This is a genomic window from Ochrovirga pacifica (assembly GCF_000220525.1).
Taxonomy (GTDB): Bacteria; Bacteroidota; Bacteroidia; order Flavobacteriales; family Flavobacteriaceae; genus Ochrovirga; species Ochrovirga pacifica.
This window is the reverse complement of record NZ_AFPK01000046.1, coordinates 34,789-50,487: the sequence shown is the minus strand read 5'-3', so window position 1 is coordinate 50,487 and position 15,699 is coordinate 34,789. Positions and strand designations below refer to the sequence as shown.

Sequence of the window (15,699 nt, the reverse complement as noted above, 5' to 3'; positions counted from 1 at the left end):
AGTTTGTAAGTGCTCAAAAAAAAGTTGAGTTCAATGCAAGCAAATTTTATCATCCAACATAGTAAAGAACAGATACAGTAGCACTTATTATTAGTCATCATTTAATAATATCTTACCCTTTCATAACATTATGCTATCCTGTTGTAACATGTTGCTATGCCCATTCAATATTATTCTATACTTGCATAACATTATGCTATCCTGTTGTAACATTTTGCTATGCCCATTCAACATTATTCTATACTTGCATAACATTATGCTATCCTGTTGTAACATTTTGCTATGCCCATTCAACATTATTCTATACTTGCATAACATTATGCTATCCTGTTATAACATGTTGCTGTTCCCAATCAAAATCTTCTAACCCTTGTGTAACATTCTGCTGTTCTGTAGCAACATTTTTGTGTTCTTGTAAAACAATAAGCATATCTAGTTGCAAAATACAGTATGCATACCAATAATGTCTGTAATCTATATACACAATACAAAACAAGAACAACCAAACATCCATAAAATACCAGTAAAAACAAGCCAATGTAGTAACAGAGAAAGAACATATATGTCTCATCAAAAAACATTTGTATAAATTAGAGAAAAATCAATCCTATAATTTTAGAGTAAAAATACAAATACATTAAAATGAAAAAATACTACGGATACCTTACGCTACTGTTAGCTTTCTGCTGCACTACTTTACAAGCTCAAAAAAGCAAACAACCCAACATATTAATTATTTTGTCAGACGACCAAGGATGGGGCGATGTAGGCTTTAACGGAGCAACCGATATTCCTACCCCTAACTTAAACGCTTTAGCCAAAGACGGAGTTATTTTTAGCCAAGGATACTCGTCTCATCCATATTGTAGCCCCAGCCGTGCCGGATTGTTAACAGGTAGATACCAACAAAAGTTCGGCCACGAAAACAACCCAGAAAACGAAAAACAAAACGAAGATACCGTTATTGGTTTGCCACTAAACGAACTCATGATTTCCGAAGTTTTACAACAAAACAACTACCACACTTGTGCCATCGGAAAATGGCACCTAGGAAATGCTCACAAGTTTTTACCCAACCAAAGGGGGTTCAAAGATTGGTTTGGCTTTAGCGGTGGTGGTTTCAATTACTGGGGAAAAACCACACCCAAAAACAAAGAATTGGGAGTTATGAAAAACGGAAAACCAGTTCCAGAAAACACATTAACTTACCTTACGGACGATTTTTCTAACCAAGCCATAAACTACATAGACCAATACAGTAAAACAGAACAGCCATTTTTTATGTACTTAGCCTACAACGCACCTCATGCACCCATCCAAGCTACTAAAGAGTACACCAATTTAGTAACACATATAGAAAACGGAGAAAGAGCAGCCTACGCAGCCATGGTTGCAGGGATGGATGCAGGAATCGGAAAGGTCATTCAAAAATTAAAAGAAACAGGAGTATACAACAATACCTTAATTGTATTTTATTCAGACAACGGAGGACATTCTCACGGGGCAAGCAGCGCTCCTTATAGAGGTCACAAAGGAATGCTGTTCGAGGGCGGAATACGCGAACCCTTTGTCATCAGTTGGCCTAACAAAATCAAAGGAAACAGAACCTACAAAGAGCCCATCATTGCCCTAGATATTTTTCCTACAATCCTAGCAGCCACCAACACCCAAGTACCTGCTAGTAAAAACATAGACGGTGTTAATTTACTACCCATACTAACTAAAAAAAGCAAAACCCTAAAAGAAAGACCCATGTACTGGCAATATTCAGGAGGAAAAGGGTTTGCTGTTAGACACAAAGACTTTAAATTGATATACTCTTACTATAAAAAGAAAACCTTTTTGTTCAATATCAAAAAAGACCCATACGAACAAAACAACCTAGCACACAAACATCCAGAAAAAGTAACACAATTGGCCAAAATGTACGATCAATGGGCAAAAAATAATGTAGATCCCCTATGGCAAGATGCCCATTTATTTAACTGCGATAGAGAAGAAAACAAACGTCAAGCATATATAAACAAAGCAACTGCTGGTGATAAAAGCAACTCTAAAAAGAAGTAAAACAAAACCATAAGAACAAGCTAAAAAAACATTTGTTAGAACCACTTAATTGGTAGATTCCTATATTTGTGTGCGTACACGAAAACGAATAAACCAAAAAATCAAATCATGTTAAAAAAATTAATCGCTGTTGTTTTTATTACTTTATCAGTCTCTTGTGGTAAACAAACCAAGTGGAATGTTAACGATTACGGTGCTCTAGCCGATGGAAAAACTGTAAACACCAAAGCCATTCAAAACACTATTGATGCTTGTGCCAAAGCAGGTGGGGGGACTGTAGTTTTAGAAGGAGGAACCTTTGTAAGCGGAACTTTGTTGCTAAAAGATCATGTAACCTTGCATATAAAAGAAAATAGCACCTTGCTGGGTAGCAGCAATCCCAACGATTACCAAAGTATAGATGCTTTTGTCGATGCCACAGGTCAGTTAAGAGGAAAATGCCTTGTAGGTGCCATAGATGCAAAAAACGTAGCCATTACAGGCAAAGGAACTATCGATGGTCAAGGCCACCTGTTTACACGTGCAAAGGTAAAAGAAACATTAAAAAAGTTGGGACAAAAAGAAAAGGTCGATGAGGTAAAAACCAACAATAACAAAGCACTATACGCAGGCGGAAAAGTAGGAAATTTTGACCGTCCTTTTCTACTTCGCTTAGTACGTGTCAATGGCGTACAGTTAAAAGACATTCATTTACGTCAACCTGCAGCATGGACAGTGCACTTTTTTCAATGTACAAACTTTTTGGTAGATGGAATCGACATTCACAGCCATGCCAACAAAAACAACGATGCTATTGATATTGACTCTAGTACACACGGAGAAATAAAAAACTGTACCATCGATTCAGGAGACGATGCCATCTGCTTTAAATCAACAAGTCCAAAGCCTTCTAGCGATGTGGTTGTAAAAAAATGTAAAATTAAAAGCGAATGGGGTGCCATTAAATTCGGAACCGAATCTATGGGAGATTTTACCAACATTACTATAAAAGATTGTTTTATTCACGATACCCGCGGTGGTGGAATTAAAATTCTAAGTGTCGATGGTGCTAACATCAACAATGTATGTATAGAAAACATAGAAATGACAAACGTAGAAATGCCTATTTTTATTCGCCTAGGAGAAAGAAGGTTGGTGTACAGAGATGCAAAAAGACAGCCCGTAGGTACTATTAACAACGTAACCATACGAAACGTAAAAGCCACTACAAGATCTATAGAAAACAGCAGAGTAAACCCTTCTACAGGTTTCTTTTTTACAGGAACACCAAATCATAAAATAGGCAGCATCGAGTTAGAAGACATTCAAATTACCTTATCTGGAAAAGGAACTGCAGAAGATGCTAAAATTGTGGTTCCAGAAAACGAAACCCAATACCCAGAGTTTACCAAGTTAGGAGCTACACCTGCCTACGGAATGTATGCTAGACATATAAAACAACTAAAAACAAAAAACATTCGCTTTCATCTAAAAGCAAAAGACCAAAGGGAAGAGGTTGTTTTAGTAGATGTAAACTAAGTTTTTCGGAAAGGATTCCGAAAAAAAAGTAATTTTTACAAACATAAAAGTTTTCTAAATGCAAAAAGTAAAAAAGGCTAGTTAAATAGGGTAAGTGTTTGGTTTTTAGGTGTTTTTTAAGAGCTGTGGTAGTGTTTTATAAAGGTGATTTTATCTTTTTAAAAAAAGTAACAAATAAGGTTAAAAGTGATAGAATTTTTAATTTAAACGCTGTTTAATTCCACAAGTCTTAAAAACAATTAAAGAATCAACCAAATGAAATCCATACTTACTTTTTTACTTTTTGCATTCAGTCAACTATTTTATGGACAGCAAAAACCTAATGTGATCCTTATCCTTACCGATGATCAAGGAATTGGAGATTTAGGCTGTCATGGCAATCCTTATATCAAAACTCCCCATATAGACAAATTCTACAAAAAGTCAGTTCGTTTTACCGATTTTCATGTAAGTCCACTTTGTGCACCTACGCGTAGTGCCATTGTAACAGGGCAGTATCCCATAAACAATGGAGTTTGGGCAACTTATAAAGGAAGAGATGCATTAGCACAAGCAAGTCAAACAATAGCTGCTGTTTTTCAACAAAACGGATACAGAACCGGAATGTTTGGAAAATGGCATTTAGGAGACAACTATCCTGTACGTCCTACCGATTCTGGTTTTAACCATGTAGTACAACACAAAGCAGGTGGGTTAGGCGAACTTTCTGACTACTGGGGTAATAATTATTTTAACGATGTATATTTTGTCAACAATCAACCCAAACAGTTTCAGGGGTATTGCACAGATGTTTGGTTTCAAGAAAGCATCAAGTTTATTGAGGATACTAAAGATCAGCCCTTTTTTATATACTTACCTACCAACGCACCTCACAGTCCTTTATATGTAGATCAGAAATACAGCAACCCCTACAAACCTATGGAGGGGAAAGAAATTTACAGTGCCGAGTTTTATGGAATGATAACCAATATTGATGAGAATTTTGGAAAGTTAGAAGCTTATTTAAAAAAGAAAAAATTGGCAGACAACACCATTCTTATTTTTATGACTGATAATGGTACTGGAAATGGAGTGAGTGGAGATTTAAAAATAGGCTACAATATGGGCTTTCGTGGCAAAAAGGGATATAAAACAGAAGGCGGACATAGAGTACCGTTTTTTATTAGGTGGAAGGATGGAAAAATTAAAGGAGGGAAAGATCTTTCAATTCCAAGTTCTCACGTAGATATTTTTCCTACATTGATAAGTTTGTGTAATCTAAAAACAGAACAAGATCTAAATTTAGATGGAATAGATTTAACTCCTTATCTCTATAAAAAAAAGCCAGTTGTTAACAATAGAAGTATTTTTATTCATCACAGGCAAGATTGGAGACCACCGCATGATGTAAAACAAACTTGTATTGTAAAAGGCAATTGGAGATTGTTAAATGGAAAAGAGCTGTACAATGTGGCCAAAGATCGAAAACAGTTGCACAATGTTGCCAAAGACCATCCCGAATTGGTAGCGCAAATGCTAAAAGAAAACGCTTTGTTTTTACAACGTAGCAAACAAAATCCAGAATATGCTCAAATGCCTGTAAGTATTGTAGGGACAAAAGAACAAACAACAACCAAGCTAACCATACAACATGCCATTGGAGAAGATAAAGGAATTTGGAAGAGTGAACAAGTAGCTGCTGGGCTAAAAAACACCAACAACACCCATGCTATTGAAATTGCCAAAAATGGAACCTATCAAATTGAATGTAGAAGATGGCCTAAAGAATGTCCAGGACCTATTTTAGGGATTCCTTCAGAAAACCCCAAAAAATGGTTCGATTACAAAACCATTCAACCTGAAAAGGTACGCATACAAATAGCCAATCAAATGTTGGAAAAACAAATCATGCCAGCAGATGAAGCTGTTGTTTTTACAGTCAATTTAGAAAAAGGAAAAACCTTTTTAGTGAATGATTTTATTCAAGGAAAACAAAAATACGGAGTGTATTATACGTACATAACTCCTTTAAAATAATTGCAAAACAAATAAAATGAAAAAAATAAATTCTATTTGCTGTGTAGCATTCGTATGGTTCACTTTTTTTAAAATTAATGCACAACAAAAGCCAAACATTATTTGGATTTTTACAGACGATCATTCGTATCAAACCATTGGGGCTTATGGTGGTAGGTTGCAATCCATCAATCCAACACCCAATTTAGATAAGTTGGCAGCAGAGGGTATGCGTTTTGAAAAAGCATATGTTGAAAACTCTATTTGTGCACCAAGTAGGGCTACTTTGCTAACAGGTAAGATGAGCCATATGCACGGAAAATATAACAACAAAGCCAAAGTAAAATTTGATCATAATCAGCAACAATTTCAAAAAATATTACGAAAAAATGGATACCAAACAGCTATGATTGGTAAAATTCATATCGATGGGAACATGCAGGGTTTTGATTATTGGGAGGTGTTATTGGGACAAGGAGAATACAAAAATCCTGACTTTTTATCTTCAAAAGGGATAAAGAATGAAAAGGGATATGTAACAGATATTGTAACAAACAAAGCTTTAGGATGGTTAGAGAAAGGTAGAAATAAAGAAAAGCCATTTATGTTAATGGTGCATCAAAAAGCACCACACAGACCTTGGGTGCCTAAACGTGAACATATGCAATTGTACAAAGATGTAAATATACCCGAACCAGACAATTTGTTTGACGACTATGCAACTCGCACCACCGCTGCAAGAGAACAGGATTTAAATATGAATACGTCGTTTAGAGACGATTCTGATTTAAAAATAAAACCTTTAACTTTTAGACCTGAACGCTTTATTAAAGTAGGAATAGACGACCGTTTTGCAGACCGAATTGAAAAATATAAACATCTAAAGTTAACAGGTAAAGAGTTAACTAAATTAAAATACCAATTGTACATGAAAGATTATTTACGATGTATCTGGTCTGTTGATGAAAATATTGGTCGTCTAATGGATTATTTAAAAGCTACTGGCTTGGATAAAAATACCATTGTTATGTACTCCTCAGATCAAGGGTTTTACATGGGGGAACACGGTTGGTTTGACAAACGATTTATGTACGAAGAGTCTTTTAGAACTCCGCTAATTGTAAAATGGCCAGGGGTTGTAAAGGCAGGAAGTGTAAACCATGATTTGGTACAGAATATAGATTTTGCAGAGACTTTTTTAGATTTGGCAGGAGCTCCAATCCCAAAAGATATGCAAGGTAAAAGCGTAGTGCCTTTGCTTAAGGGAAAAACACCTAAAGATTGGAGAAGTTCATTGTATTACCATTACTACGAATATCCAGGACCGCATTCTGTTCGTCGACATGAAGGAGTGGCAAACAAACGTTACAAGCTTATCCGATTTTATGGCCAAGATGTACCGAATGGAGAAGAGTGGGAACTGTACGATTTGAAAAAAGATCCTAAAGAAATGCAGAATGTCTACCCCAAAAAACAACATTCATCTCTGGTTAAAAAGTTAAAAAAGGAATTGCAACGATTAAAACAGCAATACAAAGTAGGTAAAGAGCCTGCTTAGAAATGTAAAAAAGTAAAGAGGGAAAGACTAATGTCTTTCCCCTTTTAATACTCCGTATATGTGTAAAACTGCGGGGAATATTGCTTCCATAGACTCTTTAGCTCCGTTGGTAGAGCCCGGTAAAGCCAAAACCAAAGATTTTTTTAAGACACCTGCTACACTTCTAGACAGCATTGCATAAGGGGTTCTTTCTTGTCCGTAGCTTCGGATGGCTTCTTCAATTCCAGGAATTCGTCTTTCAATTATAGGGAGCAATGCTTCTGGAGTTACATCTCTAGGAGACAATCCAGTTCCTCCTGTGTAGATAATAAGATCGATGTTTTTTTCACTGTTCGTAATGGCTTTTTCTTGAATTAAATTAGATTCGTCCGGAATAATGGTGTATTCTGCAATTCCAACTTCACATTCTTTAAGTTTATGAATAATAGCCTTTCCTGCTTTGTCTTCTTTATCACCCGCAGAAATAGTATCAGAACAAACAATAACTGCAGCTTTTAGTCCTGTTCCCGATTTTTTATGATATGTAGATTTTCCACCTCTTTTTTCTAAAAGTTTAATGCTTCCTATTTCCACTTTTTTGTCAATAGGTTTTAGCATGTCGTATAAGTTTAAGGCAACTACACTTGCTCCATGCATGGCTTCAACTTCTACACCTGTTTTGTAGAGTGTTTTTACGGTCATTAAAATGGTAATTTCCAAGCCATTAATCTGATACTCAACTCCAGTAAACTCTATAGGTAATGGATGACAATCAGGTAGCAAGTAGGGGGTTTGTTTAATTCCAAGTAAACCCGCTGCACGACTCATTTCAAAAACATCTCCTTTAGGAACTGTTTTGTTTTTAATAGCCTCTATGGTTTCTTGCTTACTTACTTTTACAATGGCCTGTGCAGTAGCGGTTCTTAAGGTTACGTTTTTGTGGGTAATGTCTACCATTTTACAGAATTTACAAATTATAAAAAAGGAATTAGCTATTTACTTTCCATTGATGAGATGTGTCTTCAAAAATCTCTTTTCCAAAAATTGGACTCTCTGCTTTAATGGTTTCCACCAAATACTCTAAAGCTTTGATGGCTTCTTTTCTTTTGGGAGAGGATACAAAAACAAACAAGCATATTTCCCCTGTTTTTACTGTACCTAAACTATGGTAAATATGCATACAGGTAAGATCAAATTTCTCAAACGTAGTTTCTCTAATTTCGTGAAATTTTTCATTGGCCATCTCTTCATAAGCAGTATAGTCTATAGCGGCAACGGTTTTTCCATCAATTACATCAGCCCTAACCTGACCTAAAAAGATATCGTGAGCACCTATGTTGGTTTTTGTTTGATGTTTTTCTATAGAATTGGCAATAAAACTTGGAGTAATGGCTCCTTGTACAAATACATTTTTCATTTTATGGAAAGTTTAAGAAGTTGTGATACTTCTTGTTTTTAGTGTTGTGTTTTCTAATACACAAATATAATCATCCTCCTGCAAAGGGAGGCAAAAAGGCAAGTTCGTCTCCATCGGTTACAGATTGTTGCTTTTTTTTAAGCGTACGGTTGTGTGCAATATTGTAGCTAAAGTTTTGCAATGAAGGATATTTTTCTAAAACTATTTTTTCAACCGAGGCAATGGTACTTCCTTCAGTACAGTGCAATACTTCCGTTTCGGATTGAGTTTGCTCTAGCAACATGCCAAAATATTTGACTGTAATTTTCATGATGGAATGTGTTTTAAGTCCTCAGGACGGTTAATATTCACTAATTTTGACTGTATTTTTTTAGGAGTTATAATGGTTTTTACCTGCATTTTTTTTGTAACTAAAATTAATCTTCTAGTATTGTTTTTAAAAGCTTTTCTAAAATAGAAGATACTCTTTTTATGGTACATAGCAATTAACGGAGTAGGTTGATGGTGGATAGAGAATTGGACCAAATCGTATTTTTGACGACGTTGTTTAAAAAGATATTCTAAAACCTGAAAATCAACTAGGGGAGCATCACAACTAATAACGATATTAAAGTCCGATTTACTGGCTTTTAGTCCTGAGTATACACCTGCTACAGGTCCAAAATTAACATGGCTATCTAGAACTCTTCTTGCAGCAAACTGATCGTGTTCTGAGTGATTGCTTACCAAAATTATTTCATCAACAAAAGGAAAAAGTTGTAGTATTAAATGATTTACAAAGCTAGTTCCATTAATGGGTAAAAAACTTTTGTCTGTTCCCATTCTTTTGCTGTTTCCACCAGCTAAAATAATTCCGCTAATATTCTTTTTCATAAACTATGCTATGGGGAATACAGTTACTTTGGTTCCTTTATTATAGATTTGTACACCTTCTTCTAAATAAATTAAAGCATTGGCTTTAGCGTAACTATTTAACATGGCAGAACTTTGGTTGGGTAAAATTTCTACCTGATTTTGGTGCAATGTAGCTTTTAGAAATTCTCCTCGGATTCCTTTTTTGTCGTAATCGTTTTTTAAGTTGGCGGTTACCGTTTGTTTTTGGTGGTTGGGGTTTCCGATGTGTTTTTGCAAAGCTGCATCAATATAAATATAAAAACAAGTAAGTGCAGATGCAGGATTTCCAGGCAAAGCAAAAATTAATGTTTGTTGATTGATTCCAAAAAACATTGGTTTTCCTGGTTTTTGTTTTATTTTGTAAAATACCTGTTCTGTATTTAATTCTAACAAAGCCTTGCCTACAAAATCGTAATCTCCAACAGAGATTCCTCCAGAAATCAAAAGAAAATTGCAATTTTCTAAGGCGTTTTTTAAACTGTCTTTGGTAGCGGTGTAATCATCCTTAACTTTTAGAATAGCAACATCTGTAAAACCTTTTTCAGCCAAGGCTGTTTGTAGCATTATGGCATTGCTTTCGTAAATTTGTCCATGTTTTAAAGGAGTTCCAGGGGAAACCAACTCATTTCCTGTAACAACAATGCAGATTTTTGGCATTTTGTAAACAGCTACTTCTGTAATTCCCAAGGTGGCCAAAAAACCAATGGCAGCAGGGTTAAGCAAAGCTCCTTTTTCTAAGGCAGTGGCTCCTTTCTGAATTTGTTCTCCTTGTTTACGAATGTTTTTGTTTGGGGTCAGTTGATCTTCAATGATTAAAATATTGTTTTGTACGTTGCAATTCTCTTGCATAATTACTGCGTTGGTATTGTTGGGTACAGGAGCTCCGGTAAAAATTCTTACAGCCTCACCTGGTTCCAGTGATGGGTTTTTAGCATCTCCTGCTTTTATCTCATCAATCAATACAAAGTTGTTTTGATGGTCTTGATTAAAATGTACAGCATAGCCATCCATTGCAGATTGATGAAAAGGAGGCATGTGTATAGGGGAACTTACGCTGTCAGCTAAATACTGATTGCGGGCTAGTTGTAATGTTGTTATTGTTTTTGTTCCTGTACTAGTATATTCATCTACCAGTTGCATTGCCTGCTCTATACTTACCATAAAATTACGATCCATAGTCTTGTCTAAAAATTACAGACGAAATTAGAAAATTAATCTTGTAATACGATAGATTTAAACTCGCTTTTAGGAGCTTCACATAAATGACAAGTGTAACTTTCAGGCAATTGCTCAAAAGCAGTATTAGGGGCAATATTGGCTGTAACATCACCTAGAGCAGGGTCGTAAATAGTAAAACACTCACTACACTGATATACTTCTTGTGTCGTTTTATTTTTAATGTTGCTACTTGGTTTTGCAATGTTTTCGATGCTGTTGTCTAGCTGAGCAAAGTATTGCTGACTGAGTTCCATCAATAAGCCAGGTAGTTCTATTTGCTCTACATACTGAGCATAGGTAATGTACGATTTGGTGTTGGGATTAAAGTTTTTACCATATAAAAGATTGTAGGTAGGGATGTTTTCAAAATCTTGTACTTGCGTTGGTGCAGGGTTTTTTTCAATAATTAAAGAAGTAAAATAAGAGGTTTCTGATTTTCTTTCATGATATCCTAATGTAAGTCCGTAGGTACTAATATCGTTTTGATCAAAAGATTTAACAATAAAACGTTTAAGTTTTAAGGCTTCTTTGTTAGCAACAGGTAAGTGCCAGTTAAGCTCTAGGGACGAATGTCGGATGTTGATTCCACGTTGCCCTAAAAACTTTTCTAACATAAATTTATATTCTTTATCAATTCCCTTAACAATAAAAGATTTCCAAGGAGTGATACAGATTCTACTAATCTTATAATCCATGCAAAAATCACAAAATTCTTCTAAAAACTTTAAATCGTACTGGTTGTTTCGCCAATATAAGCCAAGCCAGTATTGTTGAATTCCCATTTTATTCATTCCCTCGTAATAGGGAAAGGGTCTGTAAGGAATAGATAAGGGCTCAGTAATGGTTTTGTTGTTGGTGTCTACCAGTTGATTTACACGATTATAAAGTTCGTTAATATTACTAGAATTCTGATATTCTTGTTCAATGGCTTTGGCAATTTTAGCAATGTTCCAAGTATAAACAAGTACTGGATAATCAATATCTTTCTTCCATCCAGGAAGGTTGAGGTTTAAATACCAATAATCTTCAGTTTTAGATGCAATAAAATTCAGTTGTCCATTGTAAATAGGTACCAAATTTTGTTGTGGATCTACTAAATTAATTTTTAAGGTAGGATTGTATTTAAAATCTTCGTGTATATACAGGTATGTAGTGGCACGTAGCCAAGAGGTTTGAGGAAGGATATCTGCAGCAACGTATGACGAAACAATGTTTTGAAATTTATGATTTTCTTCTATATCTTGTTTGTATTCAGGAAAATATGTTTTAAACAAATGTTCTTGCTTGGTTTTTACAGGCAATAAAATGTCTTGTCTAGAGCCAAAGTGAATGCTGTTAAGGTTTAAGGCCTTGGCAAGTTGTATAATGTGTTTTAATTCGTTGGGAGTGGTAACGCCTCCGTGAATAAATATGCGTTTTAATGTTTTCATATGGGTCTAAGCATTAGCTAAAGATAGCGATTCGTTTAAAAGATCTCTTACTTCTGGTTTGCAACTACCACAACCCATTCCTGCTCCTGTTGTTTTGCAAAGCTCTGTAAAGTCGGTGCAGCCGCTGTCAATGGCTTTTTGTAAGTTTCCTTCACCAATTTGGCTACAAGAACAAATCAGTTTTCCTAAAACAGGTTCTCCGCCACCACTACCACGTAAAAGTTCGTTTCTTTTGTCAGATAATTCTACTCGATCTTCAATTAGAGATTTAAATTCAGCAAATTCCTTTTTGTCTCCCATCAATATAGCTCCTACCAATACATCGTCTCTAACAATACATTTTTTGTAATAGCGTTTGCGTTCATCTGTAAGTACAATTTGTTCGTAAGAAGGATTGCCTTTGGGAATTTCTAAGTTTCCAATACTACACAAATCTAAATTTTCAAATTTTAGAATGTTCATTAATACAGAACCATTGTAAATGCTGCCTAAATCACCTAAAATATATTTAGCAGCCACATCGGCTTGTTGTTCTGCTGCAGAAGTAATTCCAAAAAGTTTTCCTTGAAATTGGGCTACCTCACCCAAAGCAAAAATACTAGGATCACTTGTTTGTAAATGTTGGTTTACTTCTATTCCTCTACCACATTTTAAGTGGATAGCTTTGGCTAAATCAATATTTGGTACGGTTCCAATAGCGTACACAATGGCGTTGGTGTTGATGACTTTTCCTGTTTTTAATTGAACTTCTAAATGTGTATCGGTAGAGGTTTCAAAAACAGTATCTACTTGATTGTTAAAGAAAATATCAATATTTCTTTCTAAAACATCTTGTGCCAATAATTTGCTAGAAATTAAATCTAGCTGTCGTTCCATTAAGCGGTTTCCTCTTTGTACAATACTAGATTTTATGTTGATTTTAGAAAGTGAAGCTGCAAGTTCTAACCCTAACAACCCGCCACCAACAATTGTTACGTGTTGCTCGTTTTCTGGAAGCCCTGTTTTGGTAAGATGTTGTTTTAAAGTATCGGCATCTTTTTTAGTTCTCATGGTAAATGCTCCTGCCAAATCCATTCTATAGTCTTTGGGAACAAAAGCACTGCTACCTGTAGCAATTAGTAACAAATCGTACGAGTGTGTGTGTCCTTTGCTGTCTATAATTTGTTTGTGTTCATTGTCTATTTTTTCAATTCCGCAGCTAGCATGTAGTGTAACTTTTAGTTTGTCTAGCTCGCCCTTTTTTATTTTTTGTAATTGCTCCCAAGTCATCTCCTCATTAATATATTCGGGCAACATAACACGGTTGTAAAAAGGGTAAGGTTCTAAAGAAAATACATCAATTTTATCAGTGGTATTAGAATCTCTATAGGTTTGTATAAATCGATAAGCTGCTGAACCAGCACCAATAATGCAAATTTTTTGGTTTAGTTTTACATAGGGAGTAACCTGTGCTACTGCATGTTTAAAATCGGGTTCTTTAGAAGTAGGGTCAATCAACTCATTGGTTAAATTGTTAGCACGCCCAAAGTCATTGTCAGAAATTTTTCCAAAATGCATCGGCATAAAGATGCTTCCTTTTTTGATGTCTTTGTTAATTACTGCTTTTACTCTTGTGTGTCCTCTAGAGTTACTAACAGTTACGATGCTTCCTTCGGTAATGTTTCTTTCTTTTGCATCTTCTTGATGCATTTCTACATAAGGTCCATCAATGTGGGTTAAAAGACGTTTTACCTTTCCTGTTTTGGTTCTTGTATGCCATTGGTCTCTAATTCTTCCAGTGTTTAGTATAAGAGGAAATTCACGAGTAGGCTGTTCGGATTGGTTGTGAATTTGTGTAGCAACAGTAAAGTTTGCTTTTCCGTTTGCAGTGTAGAATTTTTTGTCTGTAAACAATCGTTCGGTTCCTGCTGTATTTTTTTGATAAGGCCATTGCACTGTTCCTTTTTTCTTTAAGGTGTCGTAAGATAATTCTGAAATATCAATCTGAGTACCTTTGGTCATTTGACAGTATTCTGCATATACTTCTTCTGAGTTTTTAAAATCAAATCCTTTGTAGTGCATGGCTTGTCCAAATCTCCAAAGTATCTCTGCATCAGGTAGGGATTCTCCAGGAGGTTCTATTCCTTTTTCTAAATAAGAAATTCTTCTTTCAGAATTGGTCATGGTTCCTTCTTTTTCTAGCCATCCAGCTGCTGGGAGTAATAAGTCTGCGAATTTTGTTGTTTCAGAATTATGAGATATGTCTTGGACTACTACAAATTTGGCTTTTTTTAGAGCACGTTCTACCTTATTAGAATTAGGTAAGCTTACTACAGGATTTGTGCAGATAATCCAAATTGCTTTTAACTCTCCTTTGTCTAAAGCATCAAACATTTGTGTGGCTGTATAACCTGGTTTTGGATTGATGGGCTTGCTGTTCCAAAAATCGGAAACCTCTTTACGATGCTCAGGATTGTTTAAGTCTTTGTGTACGGCAAGCAGATTGGCCATTCCACCAACTTCTCTTCCTCCCATAGCGTTGGGTTGTCCTGTAAGGGAAAAAGGACCTGATCCAGGTTTTCCTATTTGCCCAGTTACTAAAGAGATGTTTAAAAGTGATACGTTTTTGTCTACACCAATAATACTTTGATTCAACCCCATAGTCCACATGCTAATAAAACCTTTGGCATCACCAATGTATTGGGCTGCAAGTTTTAAATCTGCTACATTAATATCACAGATTTTTGCAGCATTTTCTATAGAGGTTTCAAAAACTTGTTGTTTAACGGCTTCAAAATTATTGGTGTGGTTTTCTATGAAATTCCAGTCAACTTTTCCTGTTTCAATTAGCAAACGAACCAAAGCGTTGTTAAGAACTACATCGGTTCCTTGTTGAATTTGCAAATGTAAATCGGCCATCATTGCTGTTTGTGTTTTTCTTGGATCTACAACAATAATTTTTGTTTCAGGATTTTGTTCTTTATGAGCTTCTAGTCGTCTGAATAAAATAGGATGACACCATGCAGGGTTGGCTCCTGTAATTAAAAAAACATCTGCTAGCTCTATGTCTGCGTAGGCAATAGGTACGGCATCATCACCCAAAGCTTTTTTATAGCCCACTACTGCAGAGCTCATACAAAGTCTAGAATTGGTATCTATGTTGTTTGTGCCAATAAATCCTTTGGTAAGCTTGTTAACAAGGTAATATTCTTCTGTTAAGCATTGTCCTGAAACATAAAAACCTATGCTATCAGGGCCGTATTTTTTTATAATAGAGTTAAAGACAGCAGCAGCTCTGTCAAAAGCTGTGTCCCACGAAACCTTTTTTAATGGGTGGTTTTTACTCCATTTCATTTCAGGGTATAGAATTCTGTCTGTAGTGTCTTGGGCTACGTAATGTAGGTTCATCCCTTTGGAGCATAACATTCCTTTGTTTACAGGATGGTCTGGATCTCCTTTTACTTTTAGAGTGCCGTGTGGGTCTTTGTCTACTATTATTCCGCAACCTACTCCGCAATAAGAACAGGTTGATTTGTAGGATTGATACGTTGACATGCGGTAGATTTTTAAGTATTATCTAACGCAAATATACTAAAAATACGTATTTTTTAAGTATTTATACGTAATTTATTTTGAGTTTTATA

General features: G+C 35.5%; 12 protein-coding genes. 4 read left to right on the top strand and 8 right to left on the bottom strand.

The features are described from left to right. Positions 1–322: 322 nt before the first annotated feature. Positions 323–571: a hypothetical protein gene (locus tag FS85_RS0110370; RefSeq protein ID WP_010136197.1), complete on the bottom strand. Its 249-nt coding sequence runs from the start codon at positions 569–571 to the stop codon at positions 323–325. 71 nt (positions 572–642) lie between these two features. Between FS85_RS0110370 and FS85_RS0110365 the strand changes: the two genes are divergently transcribed. The 4 genes from FS85_RS0110365 to FS85_RS0110350 all read left to right on the top strand — a co-directional run bounded on the left by FS85_RS0110365 (position 643) and on the right by FS85_RS0110350 (position 7,138). Continuing rightward, positions 643–2,067, top strand: coding sequence for a sulfatase family protein (locus FS85_RS0110365; protein ID WP_010136196.1), 1,425 nt, complete (start codon positions 643–645; stop codon positions 2,065–2,067). Positions 2,068–2,175: 108 nt separating this feature from the next. Further along, positions 2,176–3,585 carry a glycoside hydrolase family 28 protein gene (locus FS85_RS0110360; protein ID WP_010136195.1) on the top strand — a complete coding sequence of 470 codons (1,410 nt, stop codon included), beginning with the start codon at positions 2,176–2,178 and terminating at the stop codon, positions 3,583–3,585. A 255-nt stretch (positions 3,586–3,840) separates the two neighbouring features. Then, a complete protein-coding gene (locus FS85_RS0110355) occupies positions 3,841–5,601 on the top strand; it encodes an arylsulfatase (RefSeq protein WP_010136194.1) in 1,761 nt (586 codons plus the stop codon). A 16-nt stretch (positions 5,602–5,617) separates the two neighbouring features. Beyond that, positions 5,618–7,138, top strand: coding sequence for a sulfatase family protein (locus tag FS85_RS0110350; protein ID WP_010136193.1), 1,521 nt, complete (start codon positions 5,618–5,620; stop codon positions 7,136–7,138). Positions 7,139–7,165: 27 nt separating this feature from the next. On the opposite strand, the gene moaCB is transcribed toward FS85_RS0110350, so the two are convergent. The 7 genes from moaCB to FS85_RS0110315 all read right to left on the bottom strand — a co-directional run bounded on the left by moaCB (position 7,166) and on the right by FS85_RS0110315 (position 15,610). Continuing rightward, complete coding sequence (gene moaCB, locus FS85_RS0110345) at positions 7,166–8,074, bottom strand: bifunctional molybdenum cofactor biosynthesis protein MoaC/MoaB (RefSeq protein WP_010136191.1); 909 nt, start codon at positions 8,072–8,074, stop codon at positions 7,166–7,168. A 31-nt stretch (positions 8,075–8,105) separates the two neighbouring features. Beyond that, a complete protein-coding gene (locus FS85_RS0110340; RefSeq protein ID WP_010136189.1) occupies positions 8,106–8,534 on the bottom strand; it encodes a molybdenum cofactor biosynthesis protein MoaE in 429 nt (142 codons plus the stop codon). A 70-nt stretch (positions 8,535–8,604) separates the two neighbouring features. Next, a complete protein-coding gene (locus tag FS85_RS15500) occupies positions 8,605–8,844 on the bottom strand; it encodes a MoaD/ThiS family protein (RefSeq protein ID WP_010136188.1) in 240 nt (79 codons plus the stop codon). Then, complete coding sequence (gene mobA, locus FS85_RS15495; protein WP_010136187.1) at positions 8,841–9,407, bottom strand: molybdenum cofactor guanylyltransferase; 567 nt, start codon at positions 9,405–9,407, stop codon at positions 8,841–8,843. Before mobA ends, FS85_RS15500 begins: the two co-directional genes overlap by 4 nt. 3 nt (positions 9,408–9,410) lie before the next feature. Beyond that, the gene (locus FS85_RS0110325; protein ID WP_010136186.1) at positions 9,411–10,604 is read right to left on the bottom strand and encodes a molybdopterin molybdotransferase MoeA; all 1,194 of its coding nucleotides are present in this window, start codon (positions 10,602–10,604) and stop codon (positions 9,411–9,413) included. A gap of 35 nt (positions 10,605–10,639) precedes the next feature. After that, positions 10,640–12,076, bottom strand: coding sequence for a rubredoxin (locus FS85_RS0110320; protein WP_010136185.1), 1,437 nt, complete (start codon positions 12,074–12,076; stop codon positions 10,640–10,642). Positions 12,077–12,082: 6 nt separating this feature from the next. Beyond that, positions 12,083–15,610 (bottom strand): nitrate reductase, encoded by a 3,528-nt coding sequence (locus FS85_RS0110315; protein ID WP_010136184.1) that lies wholly within the window; start codon positions 15,608–15,610, stop codon positions 12,083–12,085. Positions 15,611–15,699: the final 89 nt, after the last annotated feature.

Coding starts and splice junctions, on each gene's coding strand:
- FS85_RS0110315 (WP_010136184.1), bottom strand. CDS start 15,610: ATGTCAACGTATCAATCCTACAAATCAACCTGTTCTTATTGCGGAGTA.
- FS85_RS15500 (WP_010136188.1), bottom strand. CDS start 8,844: ATGAAAATTACAGTCAAATATTTTGGCATGTTGCTAGAGCAAACTCAA.
- FS85_RS0110360 (WP_010136195.1), top strand. CDS start 2,176: ATGTTAAAAAAATTAATCGCTGTTGTTTTTATTACTTTATCAGTCTCT.
- FS85_RS0110325 (WP_010136186.1), bottom strand. CDS start 10,604: ATGGATCGTAATTTTATGGTAAGTATAGAGCAGGCAATGCAACTGGTA.
- moaCB (WP_010136191.1), bottom strand. CDS start 8,074: ATGGTAGACATTACCCACAAAAACGTAACCTTAAGAACCGCTACTGCA.
- FS85_RS0110340 (WP_010136189.1), bottom strand. CDS start 8,534: ATGAAAAATGTATTTGTACAAGGAGCCATTACTCCAAGTTTTATTGCC.
- FS85_RS0110320 (WP_010136185.1), bottom strand. CDS start 12,076: ATGAAAACATTAAAACGCATATTTATTCACGGAGGCGTTACCACTCCC.
- FS85_RS0110350 (WP_010136193.1), top strand. CDS start 5,618: ATGAAAAAAATAAATTCTATTTGCTGTGTAGCATTCGTATGGTTCACT.
- FS85_RS0110370 (WP_010136197.1), bottom strand. CDS start 571: ATGAGACATATATGTTCTTTCTCTGTTACTACATTGGCTTGTTTTTAC.
- FS85_RS0110365 (WP_010136196.1), top strand. CDS start 643: ATGAAAAAATACTACGGATACCTTACGCTACTGTTAGCTTTCTGCTGC.
- mobA (WP_010136187.1), bottom strand. CDS start 9,407: ATGAAAAAGAATATTAGCGGAATTATTTTAGCTGGTGGAAACAGCAAA.
- FS85_RS0110355 (WP_010136194.1), top strand. CDS start 3,841: ATGAAATCCATACTTACTTTTTTACTTTTTGCATTCAGTCAACTATTT.